Source organism: Vibrio sp. GLN_1, assembly GCF_043106015.1.
Taxonomy (GTDB): domain Bacteria; phylum Pseudomonadota; class Gammaproteobacteria; order Enterobacterales; family Vibrionaceae; genus Vibrio; species Vibrio parahaemolyticus.
The window spans coordinates 276,437-295,705 of record NZ_JBICMD010000034.1 but is presented as its reverse complement, the minus strand read 5'-3'; the positions used below and the strand labels follow the sequence as shown (position 1 = coordinate 295,705).

At 44.2% G+C, this 19,269-nt stretch carries 15 protein-coding genes; 3 read left to right on the top strand and 12 right to left on the bottom strand.

From position 1 onward, the window contains the following. Positions 1 to 21: 21 nt before the first annotated feature. From ACF8OV_RS15025 to ACF8OV_RS15005, 5 genes are all read right to left on the bottom strand, one after another. Positions 22 to 690 (bottom strand): Bax inhibitor-1/YccA family protein, encoded by a 669-nt coding sequence (locus tag ACF8OV_RS15025; RefSeq protein ID WP_005494926.1) that lies wholly within the window; start codon positions 688 to 690, stop codon positions 22 to 24. A 251-nt stretch (positions 691 to 941) separates the two neighbouring features. Then, entirely contained in the window at positions 942 to 1,691 is a 750-nt protein-coding gene (locus tag ACF8OV_RS15020) for an amino acid ABC transporter ATP-binding protein (protein WP_005457131.1), read from the bottom strand. Between the two features lie 23 nt (positions 1,692 to 1,714). Continuing rightward, entirely contained in the window at positions 1,715 to 2,812 is a 1,098-nt protein-coding gene (locus tag ACF8OV_RS15015) for an amino acid ABC transporter permease (protein WP_203505051.1), read from the bottom strand. Position 2,813: 1 nt separating this feature from the next. After that, positions 2,814 to 4,019 carry an amino acid ABC transporter permease gene (locus ACF8OV_RS15010; RefSeq protein ID WP_025518538.1) on the bottom strand — a complete coding sequence of 402 codons (1,206 nt, stop codon included), beginning with the start codon at positions 4,017 to 4,019 and terminating at the stop codon, positions 2,814 to 2,816. 228 nt (positions 4,020 to 4,247) lie between these two features. Beyond that, on the bottom strand, positions 4,248 to 5,276 hold the full coding sequence (locus ACF8OV_RS15005) for an amino acid ABC transporter substrate-binding protein (protein WP_005457119.1): 1,029 nt from the start codon (positions 5,274 to 5,276) through the stop codon (positions 4,248 to 4,250). 461 nt (positions 5,277 to 5,737) lie between these two features. Here ACF8OV_RS15005 and ACF8OV_RS15000 point away from each other — a divergent pair, with 461 nt between their 5' ends. Continuing rightward, a complete protein-coding gene (locus ACF8OV_RS15000) occupies positions 5,738 to 6,658 on the top strand; it encodes a bifunctional precorrin-2 dehydrogenase/sirohydrochlorin ferrochelatase (RefSeq protein ID WP_392404377.1) in 921 nt (306 codons plus the stop codon). A 127-nt stretch (positions 6,659 to 6,785) separates the two neighbouring features. On the opposite strand, the gene ACF8OV_RS14995 is transcribed toward ACF8OV_RS15000, so the two are convergent. Both ACF8OV_RS14995 and ACF8OV_RS14990 read right to left on the bottom strand, forming a co-directional pair. Continuing rightward, positions 6,786 to 7,268 carry a YajQ family cyclic di-GMP-binding protein gene (locus ACF8OV_RS14995; RefSeq protein ID WP_005457116.1) on the bottom strand — a complete coding sequence of 161 codons (483 nt, stop codon included), beginning with the start codon at positions 7,266 to 7,268 and terminating at the stop codon, positions 6,786 to 6,788. A 34-nt stretch (positions 7,269 to 7,302) separates the two neighbouring features. Further along, on the bottom strand, positions 7,303 to 8,355 hold the full coding sequence (locus ACF8OV_RS14990; RefSeq protein ID WP_005457114.1) for a 3-deoxy-7-phosphoheptulonate synthase: 1,053 nt from the start codon (positions 8,353 to 8,355) through the stop codon (positions 7,303 to 7,305). 382 nt (positions 8,356 to 8,737) lie between these two features. Here ACF8OV_RS14990 and ACF8OV_RS14985 point away from each other — a divergent pair, with 382 nt between their 5' ends. Then, positions 8,738 to 9,235 (top strand): DUF4442 domain-containing protein, encoded by a 498-nt coding sequence (locus ACF8OV_RS14985; RefSeq protein WP_029845557.1) that lies wholly within the window; start codon positions 8,738 to 8,740, stop codon positions 9,233 to 9,235. A 17-nt stretch (positions 9,236 to 9,252) separates the two neighbouring features. Here the strand turns inward: ACF8OV_RS14985 and ACF8OV_RS14980 are convergent, their stop codons facing one another. Beyond that, a complete protein-coding gene (locus ACF8OV_RS14980) occupies positions 9,253 to 10,605 on the bottom strand; it encodes a hypothetical protein (protein WP_029848496.1) in 1,353 nt (450 codons plus the stop codon). Between the two features lie 191 nt (positions 10,606 to 10,796). On the opposite strand from ACF8OV_RS14980, the gene ACF8OV_RS14975 reads away from it, so the two are divergent. Next, a complete protein-coding gene (locus tag ACF8OV_RS14975) occupies positions 10,797 to 11,630 on the top strand; it encodes a S1 RNA-binding domain-containing protein (protein ID WP_005457108.1) in 834 nt (277 codons plus the stop codon). Positions 11,631 to 11,912: 282 nt separating this feature from the next. On the opposite strand, the gene rsmF is transcribed toward ACF8OV_RS14975, so the two are convergent. From rsmF to ACF8OV_RS14955, 4 genes are all read right to left on the bottom strand, one after another. Continuing rightward, complete coding sequence (rsmF, locus tag ACF8OV_RS14970; protein ID WP_025509112.1) at positions 11,913 to 13,349, bottom strand: 16S rRNA (cytosine(1407)-C(5))-methyltransferase RsmF; 1,437 nt, start codon at positions 13,347 to 13,349, stop codon at positions 11,913 to 11,915. 130 nt (positions 13,350 to 13,479) lie between these two features. Then, positions 13,480 to 16,128 carry an MCE family putative adhesion factor MAM7 gene (gene mam7, locus ACF8OV_RS14965; RefSeq protein WP_193285061.1) on the bottom strand — a complete coding sequence of 883 codons (2,649 nt, stop codon included), beginning with the start codon at positions 16,126 to 16,128 and terminating at the stop codon, positions 13,480 to 13,482. Continuing rightward, positions 16,121 to 17,368: a paraquat-inducible protein A gene (locus ACF8OV_RS14960; RefSeq protein WP_021454179.1), complete on the bottom strand. Its 1,248-nt coding sequence runs from the start codon at positions 17,366 to 17,368 to the stop codon at positions 16,121 to 16,123. The genes mam7 and ACF8OV_RS14960 overlap by 8 nt, the downstream gene beginning before the upstream one ends. 24 nt (positions 17,369 to 17,392) lie before the next feature. Then, positions 17,393 to 19,189 (bottom strand): ABC transporter ATP-binding protein, encoded by a 1,797-nt coding sequence (locus ACF8OV_RS14955; protein ID WP_005480797.1) that lies wholly within the window; start codon positions 19,187 to 19,189, stop codon positions 17,393 to 17,395. Positions 19,190 to 19,269 lie beyond the last annotated feature (80 nt).

The window sequence follows — 19,269 nt, the reverse complement described above, 5'->3', positions numbered from 1 at the left end:
ATTTTACTTAACGAGAAACGATTAATCGTCGTTCATGATGCCTAGAATGCTTAGTAGGCTAGTGAACAAGTTAAGGATGTTTAAGTACATCGAAATTGTTGCACTGATGTAGTTTGTTTCTTCGCCACGAACGATACGACTTGTATCGAATAGGATGAAACCAGAGAACACGAGTGCAGAAACACTGCTGATTACTAGGTGAGCCATTGTTGAACCAACGAAGATGTTAATCAGCGCTGCAACGATCACAATGATCAAACCTGCCATCAGGAAGTTGCGCATGAAAGAGAAATCTTTCTTGCTTGAAATGGTGTAAGCCGATAGGCCAAGGAACACCATACCAGTCAAACCTAGAGCTTGAGCAATGATAGTAGGACCGTTTGGAATTGATGCGTAGTAGTTAAGCATTGGACCTAAAGCACCACCCATTAGAGTCGTGAAAACGAATGTCCAAACGATACCAGATGATGAGTTGATTGCCTTTGGCATAACAAAGAACAAAATACCAATCGCTGCAAGCTGCATCACAATCGCCATGATTGGTGAAATTTGCATTGCCATAGTCGCGACTGCTGCGATAGCACTGGTCATCAGTGTCATCGACAGTAGGAAGTAAGTGTTTTTCAGTACTTTGTTAGTTTCAAGTGTATTAGGAACACTTGTTGAACGAGTAAACATTGGACTGTTCATAATTATCCTCAATAAGGGAGTTTACTATTGGTACATTTATGGGGCTGAAAGTTCAAAAAATCAAGCCCTTTCCATGCATATCCTAGATAAAATGATAATGGAAATAAGATGTTATGTATGTGGCAACTTGTAACACAATATTACCACCAAGAATTTTTGCGTTGGTGCTCACAACGATTGGTGATGTAAATGACAAAAAGCACTGACTTCGTTCGAAATCAGTGCTTTTAAAGCGTTATCTGCGTTGATGATTAATGATGCAGGATTTGCGCTAAGAAGTTTTGCGTGCGATCCGATTGAGGATTCTCAAAGAAGTCGACCGGGTTGTTCTCTTCTATGATTTCTCCTGCGTCCATAAATATCACGCGATCGGCGACTTCTTTAGCAAAGCCCATTTCATGGGTTACACACAGCATGGTCATGCCTTCTTCCGCCAATTCGACCATAACGTCCAACACTTCACGCACCATCTCAGGGTCGAGCGCGGAGGTTGGCTCATCAAACAACATGACTTTAGGACTCATACACAATGAGCGGGCAATCGCTACACGTTGTTGCTGACCACCAGATAACTGACCTGGGTATTTATCGGCTTGGTCTGGGATTTTAACGCGTTTGAGATATTTCATCGCAACCGCTTCCGCTTCCTCTTTCGGCATCTTTTTCACCCAAATAGGCGCAAGTGTACAGTTTTCCAAGACCGTTAAGTGTGGAAAGAGGTTAAAGTGTTGGAAGCACATTCCAACTTCACGTCGCACGGCTTCGATGTTTTTCAAGTCTTCCGTAAGCTCTGTCCCAGAAACAAAAATGCTGCCTGCTTGATGTTCTTCAAGGCGATTGATACAGCGAATCATGGTCGATTTCCCTGAACCTGAAGGGCCACAGATAACGATTTTTTCGCCTTTTTTTACATTTAAGTTGATGTTTTTTAGTACGTGAAACTCACCATACCATTTGTTCATGTCCTTCAACTGGATCATATAGTCTTGTTGTTGCGTCATAATACGTCCTTGATCTTGATGAGTTATCGTTTGTGACCGGTATGAAGTTTGTTTTCGAGCCATATTGAGTAACGTGACATACCAAAACAAAATACCCAGAACACTAACGCGACAAATACATAACTTTCGGTAGCAAAGCCGAGCCATTCGGGGTCGGTGTTTGCTGCTTGTCCAATACCGAGCACATCGAACATACCGATGATCAGTACCAGACTGGTGTCTTTAAATAGGCCAATGAATGTGTTTACGATGGAAGGAATCGTGATCTTGAGTGCCTGTGGCAAAATGATCAGGCCTGTTTTCTTCCAGTAACTCAAACCTAACGCATCGGAAGCTTCATATTGTCCTTTTGGAATGGCTTGCAAACCACCACGTACCACTTCTGCCATGTAAGCCGCGCTGAACATGACCACACCAATTAAGGCACGAATAAGTTTATCCGTTTCGGAACCTTCAGCTAAGAACAGCGGTAACATAACGGACGCCATGAATAGTACGGTAATCAGTGGAACGCCACGCCATACTTCAATGTAAATCGTACAGATGCTGCGTATGATGGGCATATCAGAGCGTCGACCTAGAGCCAGTGCGACACCGATCGGTAATGAAACCACAATACCAACAAGCGCGATGATCAGTGTGACCAGCAATCCGCCCCATTTGTGCGTTTCAACTACTTCCAAGCCAAACACACCACCGTAGAGAAGCGCAGCAACGATAAACGGATAGATGTTGACAAAGAACAGCCAAATCCATAAGCGTTTTGGTGTTTTTTCATAGGCAAGAAGCACAGTGAAAATCGCGAGCGTGATGTAAAACAGGCGAGGACGCCAAAGTTCTGCTTCTGGGTAGAAGCCGTACATGAACTGCTCCCAGCGAACACTGATGAACACCCAGCATGCACCTTCTCGGCTACAGTCATCACGCGTTGAGCCAATCCAGTCAGCATTAATGAATGCCCAATCGACAATATGCCAAAGCGCATTAAAAACGATATAAGCAAGAATAAGCGTGACAATGGAGTTGACTGGGCCATTAAACAAATTCTTGCGTAACCACCCAACCACGCCAACAGTATTTGATGGTGGCGGGAGATCGGGCTGAAATTGATGTGTACTCATATTATCTCTCCACCAGCGCAACTTTGCGGTTGTACAAGTTCATTAACGCAGACGTGAGCAAGCTCAACGTTAGATAAACGCCCATTGTCATTGCGATGATCTCAATGGCTTGTCCTGTCTGGTTCAAGGTTGTACCAGCAAACACAGAAACCAGATCCGGATAACCAATAGCCATTGCCAACGAAGAGTTCTTCGTTAAGTTCAAGTATTGGCTTGTAAGTGGAGGAATGATGATTCTCAAAGCTTGAGGGATAACAACCAGCTTGAGCGTTTTAGCACGAGGCAAACCAAGTGACATCGCGGCCTCTGTTTGACCATGACTCACCGCGTTGATACCGGAGCGTACGATTTCCGCAATAAAGGCGGCGGTGTAAACACTTAACGCCAATAGCAGAGCTGCCAACTCAGGAATGATGCTGATCCCACCTTTGAAGTTGAAACCTTTCAGTTCTGGGTATTCCAAAGAGATTGGCATACCGGAAACGAAGTAAACCAGCAGAGGCAAGCCAACAAGAAGCCCTAAACCGATTCGTCCCATCGGGGTTTGTTGGCCTGTTAGGCGTTGTTTGTTTGTAGCCCAAATAGAGATAGAGATCGTAGCGATAAGCCCGATAACAAACGCAGCAATCACAACACCACTGCCTTCATTAAACACAGGCGCAGGAAAATAAAGCCCACGCACGTTTAAGAAGATAGCTTCGCCAAGGCTCAAACTTTGTCTTGCCGATGGTAATGCTTGCAGTACTGCGAAATACCAGAAAAAAATTTGCAGAAGAAGGGGGATATTTCGAAACGTCTCAATGTAAACCGCGGCTAAACGGCTAACTAACCAGTTTGTTGAGAGACGCGCTACACCCATCGTAAAACCAATCGCGGTGGCGAGAATTATACCCAGCACAGAGACTAATGCTGTATTCAAAAGACCCACGATAAACGTTCTGCCGTAAGAATACGTTTCGTTATACTCAATGAGAGTTAACCCGATACCAAAACCAGCTTCTTGGTTCAGGAAACCAAAGCCTGTCGCGATGCCCCGAGCATCGAGGTTATTTAACGCATTGTTGATGATGGTATAAAAGAAAAATACCAGTGCAGCTATAGCAATGATCTGGAAAATAGCAGAACGAAAGGCAGGATTATAAATCAAGCTCTTGCTTCCGCTCGGTTTGGACATCGTACTTGGCGATGTATCTTTAGTCGGTTTCATACAGCGATAACCTCAAACCTTAGTTATAGATATCACTCTGTATAAATAAGTGGTTGTCCCTAAAGGCTTAACCTAGTGTTAGCTTGCAATAGATTTGTAGCGCGAGTTACTTGCCCAAACCCATATCATACTGACCAAGGCTTATTCCAGCCAATGAGCGATCCTTACTCATCCAGATTGATATATTCAAGAAAAAGGGCGGCATGAACCGCCCTGATTAACTCGTTTCTAACGGATTGGTGGCGCGTACATGAAGCCGCCGGCATTCCAAAGTGCGTTAACACCACGAGCGATCTCTAAAGGCGAACCTTTACCGACTGTGCGCTCAAAGCTTTCGCCGTAGTTACCCACTTGTTTGACGACTTGGTAACCCCAATCATCACGAATACCTAGGCCTTTACCTTTCGGACCATCAACACCCAAAATACGTTTGATGTTTGGATCTTGAGATTTCAACATCTCATCCGCATTCTTAGAGGTAATGCCGTATTCTTCCGCATTCACCATTGCTGCTAACGTCCACTTAGCGATGTTGAACCACTGATCGTCGCCTTGACGAACCACAGGGCCAAGTGGCTCTTTAGAAATGATTTCAGGAAGAACCGCTGCAGAAGAAGGATCTTTCAGATTCAAACGAAGTGCGTACAGACCCGATTGGTCAGTCGTTAGCACGTCACAGCGTCCGGCATCGAAACCTTTTGAGGTTTGCGCCGCCGTATCAAACACCACAGGTTTGTACGACATGCCACTGTTGCGGAAGTAATCCGCTAAGTTGAGTTCGGTTGTTGTACCTGACTGTACGCAAACTGACGCACCATCAAGCTCTTTAGCGCTAGAAATGCCAAGATCTTTCTTGACCATGAAACCTTGACCGTCATAGTAGTTAACGCCAACAAAGTTTAGGCCGAGCGCAGTATCTCGGTGTAGTGTCCAGGTAGTGTTACGAGAAAGCACATCGATTTCACCCGATTGAAGTGCAGTGAAACGTTCTTTCGCGGTTAGGGGTACATATTTAACTTTCGTTTTATCCCCAAGAACGGCTGCAGCCAGTGCTTGGCAATATTCTACGTCGATACCTTCCCATTCACCTTTTGAGTTAGGGTTTGAGAAACCAGGTAGACCGGTACTTACGCCACAAGTAAGGAAACCTTGTTTTGTGACTTTGTCCAGAGTCGTGTCTGCTGCTTGTGCTGATGTCGCCATCATGGCAGTAGAAGCCGCTACGACGGAAGCAAGAATTGTTAGTTTGTTTGCCATTTGTATCCTTCCTGTATGATCCATGTTTAATCAGGAGTGACCTGAAATAACTTGTCCAATTTATTAGTATTTATTGTCCTACGTGGTTGATTTTCGAAGAAACGGCAATCGATAAATCAACCAGTTATAAGCGTAGGAAAGGATCTGTTAATTCTCAAATATATAATTTAAATAGAGTTTTGAGAGAACTTCCAAAGCTCCTTGAGAATTAGAATGACGAAATGTTAATTGTTTGTAAATAGTGCAAAACTCGGTCAATTTGGTGCATCAGAACAATCAATAGAAGAGTGAATAAAATGAGAGAATAAAAAGTTGTTATTAAATCTATCATTAGCCTAGCTCGACTGAGTTACGCAAAAATTTGAACAAAAATTATTTGTGATGTCGAAACAGGGTGATGTGTTTGCCCCATTTTTGGTAGCATGAGTAGCAATAGCAAATAAGAGTAATCATGGATTGAAATGCGATATTTTCCTCTGTTCTTAGATTTAGTGAATAAACCAGTACTTGTTGTTGGTGGTGGAGAAGTGGCGAGCCGTAAAGTGGAAGCGCTACTAAAGGCTGGGGCGAATGTCACCATTGTTTCTCCAACTTTGGTTGAGTTCTTATCAAGGCTTGCCGATGAGCACCAAATCCATTGGGTGCAACGCTTTTATTCAAGTGACCTTGTCACAAAACGTTTTGTTCAAGTATGGGCCACCACTGATAACCCAGAGTTGAATCACCAGGTGTATAAAAATGCCAAAGAGCTTGGCATTTTGGTCAACGTCGTAGACGACAAACCGTACTGTGACTTCATCACACCTTCAATGATCAACCGTGGCAGAATCCAGATTGCAATTTCAAGTGGTGGAGCGTCTCCGGTACTGATTCGCAATATTCGTGAAAAGCTTGAAGCGATTCTTCCTCAGAACATGGGCTTGATGGCCGAGTTTGCCAACTCGAAACGTAATTCGATCAAAGAAGCGTTACCAAGTGTCGATTTACGCCGTAAGTTCTGGGAGCAGTTCTTCTCGAATCCTGATGTTGAAAACGCGCGTAATAACCGCGAGCTTGAAACGATCTATCAGACAACGATGGCAAACCCATTGGATGAGAAGGGCAGCTGTACTTGGATTCATCTCGGAAAAGACGTCGAAATGCTGCCAATCAAAGCCGTTCGCTACATGCAGCAAGCCGAACTCGCGCTGTACTCGACTAAGTGTGAATCCGATGCAATGGAGCTGGTAAGAAGAGATGCCGAACGTGAGGCCTTTTCAAATGCGGCAGAACTGTCTGATAAGTTAGCCAAAGCGAAAAAAGACAATTTACGTGTGTGCGTGTTCATTCCTCAAGGCACAAGCGAATTCATGTTGCTGCAAGGGCAAGATCTTGTGATTTAGTTTGTGACGCTTTAGCAAAAACAACGCTCTACAAAATACTGACAATAAAAAAGCGCCGACGAAAAATACGTCCGCGCTTTTATTTTGCTTCTTCTAACTGGTATAGAATACCAATTAGCAAAACATATTAATCACGGAAGTTGTTAAACTGGAACGGTTGGCCTAGCTCTGCTTCACGGATTGCAGCGATAGTTGCTTGCAGGTCATCACGTTTCTTACCAGTTACACGTACTTTGTCGCCCTGGATAGACGCTTGTACTTTTAGCTTCGCATCTTTGATTAGCTTAACCAGTTTTTTCGCTGTCGGTGTATCGATACCTTGGCGGAACAGGATATTTTGATGCCAGTTTTTACCCGTTACTTCTGGGTTTTGAGCGTCCATTGCATTTGCATCAACATTACGTTTTGCCAAGTGACCACGTAGGATGTCGCGCATTTGCTTAAGCTGGAAGTCACCTTCCGCAGACACTTTTACGTTTTCTTCTACTAGCTCAAAGCTCGCATTTACGTTGCGGAAATCGAAACGAGTAGACAGTTCACGGTTAGCGTTATCAACGGCGTTACGTAGTTCAACGGTATCGATTTCTGAAACAATATCAAACGATGGCATGAAGATTCCTTGATTATCTTGTTATATGGATGAATTACTTAGTGGATTTTACAGCTTCTGCCAGCATATCTAGCATAGTTACTGTATCGTCCCAACCTAAACAAGGGTCAGTAATTGATTGACCGTAAGTTAGGTTGTTAATGTCAGTCATTGGCTGGTTGCCTTCCATAATGAAGCTTTCCGCCATGATACCCGCAATGCGAGTGCTGCCTGACTTAATTTGAGTACAAATGTCGCTTGCAACATCAAGCTGTTTTCGGTGCTGCTTCTGACAGTTTGCATGGCTGAAGTCTACAATAAGACGCTCAGGTAAACCAAACTCAGCAAGTGAATCACACGCTTGCTTCACAGACGCTTCGTCAAAGTTTGGACCTTTTTCGCCGCCACGCAAAATAATATGACCGAATGGGTTGCCACTTGTGCGGTACACCGTCATACGACCATTCTTATCTGGCGAGTAGAAGTAGTGTGAAGCTTGAGAGGCACGAATCGCGTCAATCGCGATTTTCACATTACCGTTTGTGCCATTTTTAAAGCCAACAGGGCAAGATAGCGCTGATGCCATTTCACGGTGAATTTGAGATTCTGTCGTACGTGCGCCAATTGCGCCCCAAGTGATCAAATCCGCAATGTATTGGCCAGTGATCATATCAAGAAACTCAGTAGCAGTCGCAAGACCAAGCTTGTTGATATCCAGTAGCAGTTTACGAGCTTTGTGAAGGCCAGCTTCAAGCGCATAAGAACCGTCTAGGTTAGGGTCGGTGATAAGACCTTTCCAACCAACTACTGTACGAGGCTTTTCAAAGTAAGTACGCATAACGATAAATAGCTCGTCTTTGTACTTATCTTGGATTTCACTCAGGCGTTTCGCGTAATCAATTGCGGCTTCAGTATCGTGAACAGAACATGGACCAACGATAGCAAGAAGGCGATCGTCTTCACCTGTTAAAATGTTTTCAATCTGACGACGAGATTGAGCGATGCGATCTGCAACGTCATCCGTGATCGGATGTACACTACCTAGCTCCGCTGGGGTAGGCATTGGACCCAAAGGTTGGGTTCTCAATTCATCTGTTTTTATAGGCATGTTATAGCTTTATTCTCTATTGCGAAGGGGTAAAGATAACGGAATTACAGGCAGGAATAAACCGTTTCACGGGAATCTTCCCCAGGAAATACCGAATTGTATACAAAGGTGTTGGTATTCATTTAAATGACTTATGTATAAATGACAAAACTTGATCATTAAATCAATATATATACATTTGAATTTATAACCTTTTCTTCTATCTCACCTTCGGTCAAGCGAGTTTAGTGCGACGAACCTCATGCTTCTCTATTCGAGCGAGGTGACGCTGTCACTGAAAGTATGCTCAATAACTGTCTAGATCTAGCTTTTGTTAACATTTCTTTGACATCCATTTCGTTCGTTGATTAACTGGTCAGAGTAGTTTGGTAAGGAGACCAAAATGTTATCAGCAGTACGTCGCGCAAATTTGTATCTCAATCTCTTTGGCTTTTCGAAAGTGCCTCTGATTTGGCTGTGTCACCCAAAAATTATCGCCATTGATAGTAAGCACGTTGAAGTGCGCATTCCACTTAGACGACGAACAAAGAATCACCTAAACAGTATGTATTTTGGTGCATTAGCCGTTGGTGCTGATGTGGCTGGTGGTTTTCTTGCTATGAGCAAAGCTCAGGAAAAAGGCGAGGCGATTTCTTTAGCATTTAAAGGAGTGAAAGCGGAGTTTTTAAAACGTCCAGAAGCGGATGTTCATTTCGTTTGTAATGACGGCCATGTCATTGATGATATGCTAGACCATACCATTGCCACTGGTGAACGTGTTAATCGTGATGTGAAGATCATCGCACTGTGTCCGAGCCTACATGGGCAGGAGCCGATGGCAGAGTTTGCGCTTACTCTATCCATAAAAAAAGCAGCTCAACATACAAAGAAGGCTGCTTAATAGTTTGAATCCGTTTTTTAATTGAGCTCGATTTTCTCTATAGAGACTATTTTCGAGCGGTTTAGCACGACTTTCCAACGGTAGTAAACGGGCGCATCAGTGTGGTTGTCTTCTTTGACGATCACATTGAGTAAATGACGTTTCTCTACAGACTCTTTGGTCACTTGCCCTTCATTTAGACGATAAACGCGGTTTGAGCTCTTATCCATTAGGCGGATGATCGGGCGCAAACTGATGTTCAACGTTTCTCGAGTCTGTTCGTAACCACTTAAAAAGAGCGACGTCGCCATTTCTGTTTTTTCATGGTAGTGAAGAATTTGTTCTTCTCTTTGAACGACGCGTTTTTTACGAATCTGTTGAATCTTGTCTGGCAAGCTCGATAGCGTTTTATAATCAAGCCATTCTAATTTTTTACCGACGACTTTCTTCGTCGTCGGGTCGATGTACTTTTTACGCCACTTAGGTTTGCCTTTACGAATCCAACGCCACATCGCATCACGCAGATCATCTTTAAAAATCTCGCGTAAAGCATAGATAAAAGACATCGCTATAATGAAAGACGCTGAGATCTCGCCAAGGTAGTCTCGGGCTAGAATAACGGTCGATGTCACTACGACCATAACCAAGCCCGTCGCAATCCCTTTAATCGCTCGCTTGATGTTGTTACCCATGGAGATAGTTTGCTCACGCAAAACAATAGGGTGTTCAATCAGACGTCTTAACAAACGCATTTTGTTTGAAAGACGCGTCACGTCTTCAACCACGCGTGGAGAGTTGTATTTGTTTAGCTTGCGATGTGCTTGTTCTTTCTCACACAGAGTAATCAAACGCTGTTTAATGGTGCTGTAATCGCCTTCTCGAGGAAGATGAGCGACGAGAGACAAAAACTTCTGCTCGGTATACCACGACAAATAGTTATCAATATTAACGTAGTAACGCTTTAAGTTTTCTTCATAAGGGATAGAGCGTCTCAAGCGTTTTAAGATCTCAAGCGTCAACTCAATGACTTCGTCCACTTCATCTTCTGTAACGGAGTTGCTCTCGTGCTTATTTAAACTCGCCACTGCTTTATCTAATGCGATAACGTACTGGTAGGCGAACAAACTCAAACTTACGCGGTATTGCTGATTAGAAAGACGTCCGCGCTTGGCTAATCGGCTGTGAACAAGCGGCAATAGAATTTCTGTACTGTAATAAGCACGTTGCTGAGTGATAGAAGTGTAATAAAATTCGGATTCACTGATGATATCGGCGCTTAAACCAAGCTCACCAGGCACAAAGAAGTAAATATCTAGGTCGACACTTTTGCTTTCTGCGAGCGCGTGGCTAATTTTTAATGTTACTGAGTCTTGTTTATCGACGGTGACCAAAGAAAGCTCCTGACTTTGCTAAAGCACTCTAGCCTTACGTAATGTAGTTGAGCGTGTAAGGTCGAGATTGCTAAGAGAGTGACTGGGGCAAATAGCCGAGCAGACAGCATAACAGAGAGGTTTGCTTTTCTCTCTGATTTTCTTGTTAGTTTAGGTATAATTCCGTGTAAATTTTAAGAGAGACAATATCAATGATTAAAATTGGTCAAATTAACAGCTTAGAAGTCATTAAAAAGGCTGATTTTGGCGTATTTCTGGATGGTGACGATTACGGCTCTGTTCTGCTGCCTAACAAACATGTACCTGAAGGCACTGAACTTGGCGATCACATCGAAGTATTTTTGTACTTTGACTCAGAAAGCCAACTTGCTGCGACCATTGACAAGCCAATCGCTCAAGTAGGCGAGTGGGGCTTGATGAAAATCGAAGGCATCAATCAAACGGGTGCATTCGTAAACTGGGGCATTAAAGAGAAAGACCTTCTTATCCCATTTAGTGAGCAACGAGCTCGCTTTACTGCGGGTCAAAACATTCTGGTTTATGTTTACACCGATAAAGCGTCGGGACGTATTGTTGGTACGACGAAGTTCAACAAGTGGCTTGATAAAACGCCAGCAAACTACGAAGTAAACGAAGAAGTTGATCTGATTATCGCAGAACGCAGCCAACTTGGTTACAAAGCGATTGTAAACGGCAAACACTGGGGCATGATTTTCCCTTCTGATGTATTTGGTAAGCTGTTTATCGGTAAAAAACTGAAAGGTTACATCAAGCAAGTCCGTGAAGATGGCAAAATTGACTTATCTCTACAAAAAGTCGGCGTGGCGAAGATGGATGATCTTTCAAGCAAGATTATTGATCTCTTGGAGAAGAAGGGCGGTTTCCTTCCTCTGAACGATAAGTCATCACCAGAAGCGATTTTTGATGCTTTCCGTACAAGTAAAGGCACGTACAAAAAGACCATCGGCGGTTTGTACAAGCAAGGTAAGATTGTGATTGAGAAAGACGGTATCCGTCTCGCTTAACTTATCTGCTTAAACGCTAGAAAGCAGCCAAAAAAACGGCCCAAACTCTTCCATTTTTTGGGCCTAGGGGAAACGGCTCTACAGAGCCTGCGCTAAACTTTCGTCAACCATTTATTGGGTGGCTAACGTAGAGAGAAATGCCGTATCAAAGCGTTACTTTGATATCTTCAGTTTAGTACAGCGAGCTTGAATCGCTAGCAGCCCTACGAGCTTTCATACTTACGAACTAAAAAGCCATCGCAAATACGATGGCTTTTCATTTATTTATGGTTCGTCATTTCTTTAAAATAAGTTCTTATCTCGTACTAACTCACGAGGAAGACCATTTTTAATGCGGTTACTGACCCACTTACCTAAACCGATAATCGCACCTTGGTACTTAACTAGCACTTCGCCTTTACCCGTTTTCAATCCTTCTGGAATGATTTGAGGACGAACATCACGGCCCATGTACCATTCACGTGCTTCTTCAATCGTTAGCTCAATAGCGTTGCTTTCAGCACCCGTCGCCAGCGCGGTAGCGACTTGGTGTTGCCAACGGTAGCCATTTTTATGTGCTTCAGCGATTTTAATGCCCATGCGAGAAAAACGTAATTCGCCAATCATAGGCTCAAGCGCGTCTGGGAATAGCCAAACGTCTTTATCTCGGAGCCAAACCGTACTTTCGGAAGGTAACTCAATATCCAATGCGTTGTGTAGTTGCTTTGAAATCTCTTCTGATTCTTTCTTCGACGCTTTTACGAACGGGAATTTGCCCATGCGCTTTTTCACTTGTGGCGCCTCTACAGAATGGTGTTTGCGAATACGCGCAACAAAGAAGCCTTCACAGTCATAAACCTGAGGGAAGATGTGTAAGAAACCTTCTTCTGTTAATGCGGCGTTTGCATTTTCAAATAATCCATCCAGACTCTCAAACTCAACCGCGTCACCAAAGGTTTCTTTTAAGTGATGGCAAACTTGCTGGTTTTCCTCGGTACTTAACGTACACGTTGAGTAAACTAGCACGCCACCTGGCTTAAGTGCGTGGAATGCGCTTTCAATGAGATCTTTTTGCGTATCTGCGATTTCTAGAACGGACGCTTGTGTCCAGTTCTTCATGGCATCTTCATCTTTACGAACTGTGCCTTCGCCAGAACAAGGGGCATCAAGCAATACCGCATCAAATTGTTCAGGTAACCAACCACCAAAAACGCGGCCATCAAAGTTGCTCAAAGCGGCATTGCGCACACCACAGCGTTCGATGTTGGCATGCAGAACTTTTACGCGGCTTGCCGCGTACTCGTTCGCGACAAGTACACCTTCATTTTTCATTAATGCGGCGATCTGCGTGGTTTTTGAACCTGGTGCAGCAGCGGTGTCTAGTACCGCATCGTAAGATTCGTCATTCATGAATAAGGCAGATACCGGCATCATCGAGCTGGCTTCTTGAATGTAGAATAAGCCAGACATGTGTTCTGCTGTGTTGCCTAATGGTACAACCGACTCGTCGGCTTCAATCCAAAAACCAGTGTCACACCAAGGGACGGGTGACAATGTCCATCCTTTGTCTTCCGCGCGCTTAACAAAGTCTTCCACACTCATTTTGAGCGTGTTTACGCGGATACTTTTGCGAAGAGGCCTTTGACATGCAGAGATGAAATCTTCCATGTTGAGGTTCGCAGGAAGGATAGTTTGGATTTTTTCCAGAAACGCGTCTGGGATGTAAACATTAGGATGCAATGTGGAATCTCGTTTGCAGAATTTGCCGCAAATAATATACGAAAGCGACGCAGAAACGAATAGTGACAAGGTTAACGACCATAAAAAAGAGCAGCGATTGCTGCTCTTTACATCGAATCAATATCCCGCCTTAGGGCTTAGGAATTGGCGTTCTCCATTGAACCCAACTTTCATCGGCACGTGGGTAAAGATAGAAAGAGTGACCACGTTTTGCTGCTGGTGGAATTTGTGATTGCTCTGGCGTTGAAAATGCAATGCCACCACGCACGAGGCTATCAATCGTACCTGCTTTGATGTTCGCACCAGTAATACCGATAGAAACATCCACACCAGACACATTCCAGAACACGCTGTTTTGACGCACTAAATACGCGTATTCAGGCTTGATTTTGATGGTGGAAACCACGCGATCAGCGAACTCGCCTAAGCGAACATCGGTAACTTGACCAACTTCCATTTGACGGTAGAGAACAGGAGTGCCGACTTGAACCGAACCGCGTTGCTCACTTTGCAGGGTAAACATGACGCCTTCTACACGGTCAAACCCTTTTTCTAATGGGAAATCGAACTTCGCCTTACCATTACCCGGTTCAACGCTGATAGATTTTGAAACCAGCGCACCTAAGTTCTTCACGCCGCCAAGGCCAATTTCAGGTTCAGTTAGCCAAAAATGCGTGCCTTCTACCGCGATATTTTCCACGTATTCCGGCAAAATTCGGGCGGTGACTTCAACCAGATTGCGACGGAAATTCGGTACGACAAGCGTTACTTCACCTACCTTCACGCCTTGGTATTCAATCGGCATACCTTTAAGCACTTCTTGCGTACCGTCGGTTTCTAGTGAAATGACTCGACCAAATTTGCGCGCTTTTTGCTGATCAGCATAAAGTTTCCAACGTTCTCCAACTTTGTTTTCCACGCCAGGCACGGAATCAAAGGCAATTCCACCTTCAATTAGAGATTTTAGTGGATGTGCTTTAACGCTAACGCCAGAAAGTGAGGCATCAATTTCGATACCTGAACGATTCCAAAAAACGGTTTGTGGGGTGACCAGATAAGCAAAGCGATTTTCAATGGTCGCTTTAATCAATACGCCACCATCGACGAGATGAAAGTCCGAGACGTTACCTACAGGCAGATTTCGATAGAGTAGAGGGCTGCCTTTCGAAATTGGTGGTAGCTCTGAAGCAAACAGCATTAATGTTTTCGAGCCAGTTTTGTTGTACTGCGCGAGTTCTGCTAACGATTCATTTTGGAACAGTTGGTATTCTTTCTGAATCGACTCAGAACCTTCACTGACGAAACTGATAGAACCGGTCAATAGTTGTTTTGCTGGCGGAACAGTGACGCTCAACCCAGATTCAGTAAGCTCTGCAGAAGCGCTGCCAGTCACGTAAAAACGGTTATTTGACTTAATAAGATGCTTGTATTCGTGATCAATCAGCACATCCATAAAGACTTCGTGCTTCGCTTGTTTTTTCTCATCAACCAAACCTACGTTGATGATGGAGCCGACCACAATACCTTTATAGAGCACGTTCGCACCGCTATCTAACCCAAATGAGTTGTCAGAAATTAGGCGAATCGCGATAGACTTTTCTTGCTGTTGATTAAATACGTTTTTGCGAATTGCAGTGAAGCGGCGAGAGCGTTCGCCGTCGCCAGGAACGATAGTGAGGAAGTTTCCTCTAACTAGGTTTGCAATGTTTTCGACACCAGACAACGACACTTTCGCTTCTTCCAAAACAAAGCGAGTGCCAGTGGTAAGCATGTCACTGAAAGCAGGCTGAATTGCTGCTGACGCCAAAATGACTTCTCGTCCTTCAGAAAGGCTTAAGTCGGTGACCTGACCAATTTCAATGCCACGGTACATGATTGGTGCGCCTTCGCTGCTGACTTTGTTGTCGTCAGGTAGAGCAATTTTGATCGCAATGCCTCGACCTGCTGTTTTTAAGTCTTTATATAAGCGGAACTCGGTATTTTCTTCCACTGGTTCGCCATCGTCCGGGGAGTCAACCGCGATAGCGCCACCAAGTAGGGCGCTCATGCTTTCTAAGCGTACGTCAACGCCTTCAAAACCAATACTGGCGCCAATGCCACTGACATTCCAAAAACGGCTGCGGTCATTGATGATGTGTCGATATGTCTCTTGGATATTGGCTTGAATAGTAATGGATTTTGCATCTTCATCCAGTTGGTAGCTGTAAACCGCACCGATAGGAATTTTCTTATAGACAATCTGAGAGCCAATCGACACGCCGCCTAAGTCTCGGCTTTTAAGCTTGATGTTCAAACCCTGCGAAACACGTAGGTCCGTTGGCGCCGAATCGAGAGCGTGGAATGTGGTCTCAAATTCTTGACCGTCCCCCGGTTGGATAGAGATGTAGTTACCAGAAACAAGCGCATCCAAGCCCGACACACCAGTTAAACTCGCGGTTGGTTTGACGAGCCAAAAACGCGTTTTATCGTTTAGTAACTTCGTTGCTTCAGGGTAGATGTCTGCATCCACGTAAATGCTGCCGAGATCTTCGGACAAATTAATGTCACGCACCATACCGACTTCCAAACCTTGGTAACGGATAGTTGTGCGTCCCGCCACCAAACCAGCAGCGTCGGAGAAGTAAATCTGTACTCGTTGCCCCGCATCATGGATGGACTTCACCACAAGCCAGCCGGCGAGCACCATCGTCAAAATTGGCAGTAGCCAAAGTGGAGATATGCCTTTGCTCCTCTTAACATCAGGCACATACGATGTTTGAGAATTGTTCTGATCACTCATTAATTGACTCTTTTTCTGATTGTTTTGGGGCTTCATCCCAGATTAGCCTTGGGTCAATACTCTCTGCGGCTAACATTGTCAGCACAACGACTAAACCAAACGCGACCGCGCCGTAACCTGGTGTAAAGTCGAGTATTTGACCGCGATCGACCAAGGTCATCATGATAGAAATAACAAACAAGTCCATGACAGACCATTTACCGATCCACTTTACTGCAAAGTAAACCATCATTCGTTGTCTTCGAAACACCGAACGCTTGAATTTGATGCACAGCATAATATAGGCAAGGCCGAGGATCTTAACGACTGGCACAACGATACTGGCAACAAAAATAATAATGGCGATACCATACATTCCGCTTCTGACCAAAGACGCAACACCAGAGAAAATCGTATCTTCAAGGCGTTGACCGTTGGTTATCAAAATCGAAATAGGAATAAGGTTAGCAGGAAAAATCGCGATAGTAGCCGCGACTAGGTAAGCCCACGTTTTTTGAATCGAGTTTGGCTTACGATGATAGAGCTCATGATGACAACGTCGGCAACGCTCACCTTCAGGTTGAGAGAGATGACACTCGTGACAATGCACATCTTTGTGTTCGAAAGAGTACGTGTTTTCTGGTTTCCAAGCTTCCCAATAACGACGAACGCTGATGCGTGATACCAGAAGAACAGTAAATATTTGCAGCAAGACCAAGCCAATCAAGCCCGGGCCAACAAAAATATCTGAATAGTCTTGAAGCTTAAAACAAGAGATCGCAATGCTGACCAAAAATACATCCAACATTACCCAGTGTTTCAAATGTTGAATCAGCCACAGTGAGACGCGCAGCCCCTTAAACCATCTTTGATGCAATGAGATATGTGCAGTCACGACCGAGACACATACGGTCAATGGGGCAAGTGAGCTACAAAATAGAATTAACAATGAAAGAAGAACAAAGCCTTCTTCCATCAAGGTTATCATCCCAGAGGGTAAGGTTGCCGGAATCATCACACCAAAAAGCCTGATGCTAATGAAGTTAAAGAAGTGCGACGGAATAAATAGCAGGATACAGGTTATCGCGACCGCTAAATTACCAGAAAGGCTAGGGCTGCCTCCGCGATATAATTGCGTACCACAGCGTGGGCAATGTGCATTTTTACCGTTAGGTAAATCGACAATATCGACAGGGAGTTCGCAACCTTGGCATAAACGCACACTATTAGGTTGCATGGCATGCTTAGACAGAGAGATCATAAAGACCTCTCTAATAAGAAGGGTTTAAGCTTGGGACTGAATGCCCCCGTACAAGGTTTGATATAAGCCTTCTTGCTCAACGAGCTCACCATGGGTTCCTGTTTGTGTCACTTTCCCATCTTCAAGCACATAGATCAAATCTGCTTGTTTTACTGCCGATAGACGGTGCGCGACGATTAAGGTTGTTCGACCACGTAGGAATTCTGTTAGCGCTTTATGTAGTGCAGCTTCTGTTGCAGTATCGAGCGCAGACGTGGCTTCATCTAAAATAACAAATTGAGGATTGCTTAACACCATACGTGCAATCGCTAGGCGTTGGCGTTGTCCGCCGGATAAACGAATCCCGTTGCGGCCAATTTGCGTATCCAAACCGTGGTTAAGTTGAGAAATCACATCTTGTAATTGAGCAACTTCGAGCGCTCTCCACAAGGACATTTCATCAAAGTGACCACCGAGCGTCAGATTATGCCTCAAGGTGTCGTTAAATAGTATAGGTTGCTGTAATACCACGGCAATTTTGTCGCGGATCACTTCAAAACCAATATCTTCTGTTAACTCATCATTAAAACGAATGCTACCTGCGTTCTGTCGGTAAACACCAATTAGCAGTTGAATCAGTGTTGATTTACCACCGCCGCTCGCGCCCACTAACGCAACTTTTTTGCCCGCTGGAATATGTAACGACAGGTCATCCAACACTTTGTTCTCATTATTATATGAGAAATCCACATGCTCGATTTTTACATCGACTTCGCGTGTTTCGTTGAAAGGATTCACCTTCGAGACAGGTCTATCTTCTTCTTCCAACTCTAGAAGGTCGTTAATACGTTTCAATGCAGCTTTTGCGCTATACCAAGAGAATTGTATTCCAAGAAGCTCTTGAACAGGGGACAACATAAACCATAGATAACCAAATACAGCGAAAATTTGGCCAATTGTTAGGTCACTAAACATCACCATTAACATGGCAACCGCACGGAATAATTCAAAACCGATTAAGAAGAGCAAGAAAGAAACTCGACCAGCCGCTTCTGATTGCCAGGCGTATTTGTCAGCATCGACGCGGACTTGATTGGCGCTCTCTTTTAGCTGCTGAAGAAATTCGCGCTCTTTATTGGCAGCGCGCAGCTGGTAAATACCATCCAACGTTTCTACCAGTCGGTTTTGGAAAATTTCGAACGAGTGGTTTTCTTTACGCTTGAGATGCTTGACCATACTGCCAAGTTTGCGAGAGAAATAAATGACAATAGGGTTTACGAGTAGAATAAATAAGCCCAGACGCCAATCTAGCCAAAGCAGAACGATAGCGGTGCCTATTACGGTCAAAAAGCTGATAACAAACTTTGCGAGTGTCGAACCAACAAATTGATCGATGGTTTCTATATCAGTAATAAGGTGGGCGTTAATTCCTCCACTGCCTTTGGTTTCGTACTGACGAATACTGATTCGACCCAATTTGTCGATCATTTTACTGCGCATCTCAAACGTAATGGTTTTCGATACCAGTGTGAATTGACGACTTTGAACAATGTTCAACGCTTGGCTGGCTGCGCGCATGAGCACAACTAAAAAAAGCGTGAAAAAGATATATCCAGTTGGGGTATGCCACGCTTCAGGAAGCACAGCGTTCATGGCAGAAAGACCAGAGGCAGGTTTGTCCAATAGCACTTCATCAACCATTAATGGCATAAGAAGAGGGATTGGAACACTAATCAAGGTCGCCACAATAGCAATCAAGTTCGCTAAAATCAGCTTGGACTTGTGCTTTTTAACTTGTGTTATCAACCAAGAACGGCTAATAGTGTCATTTTTCGGAATCATTGTAATTGAGAATAAGTCCTATTTTAAAGTAGGTCAGCATTTTAGCGCCATACGAAGAGAATGGAAGCTTTAATAATAAG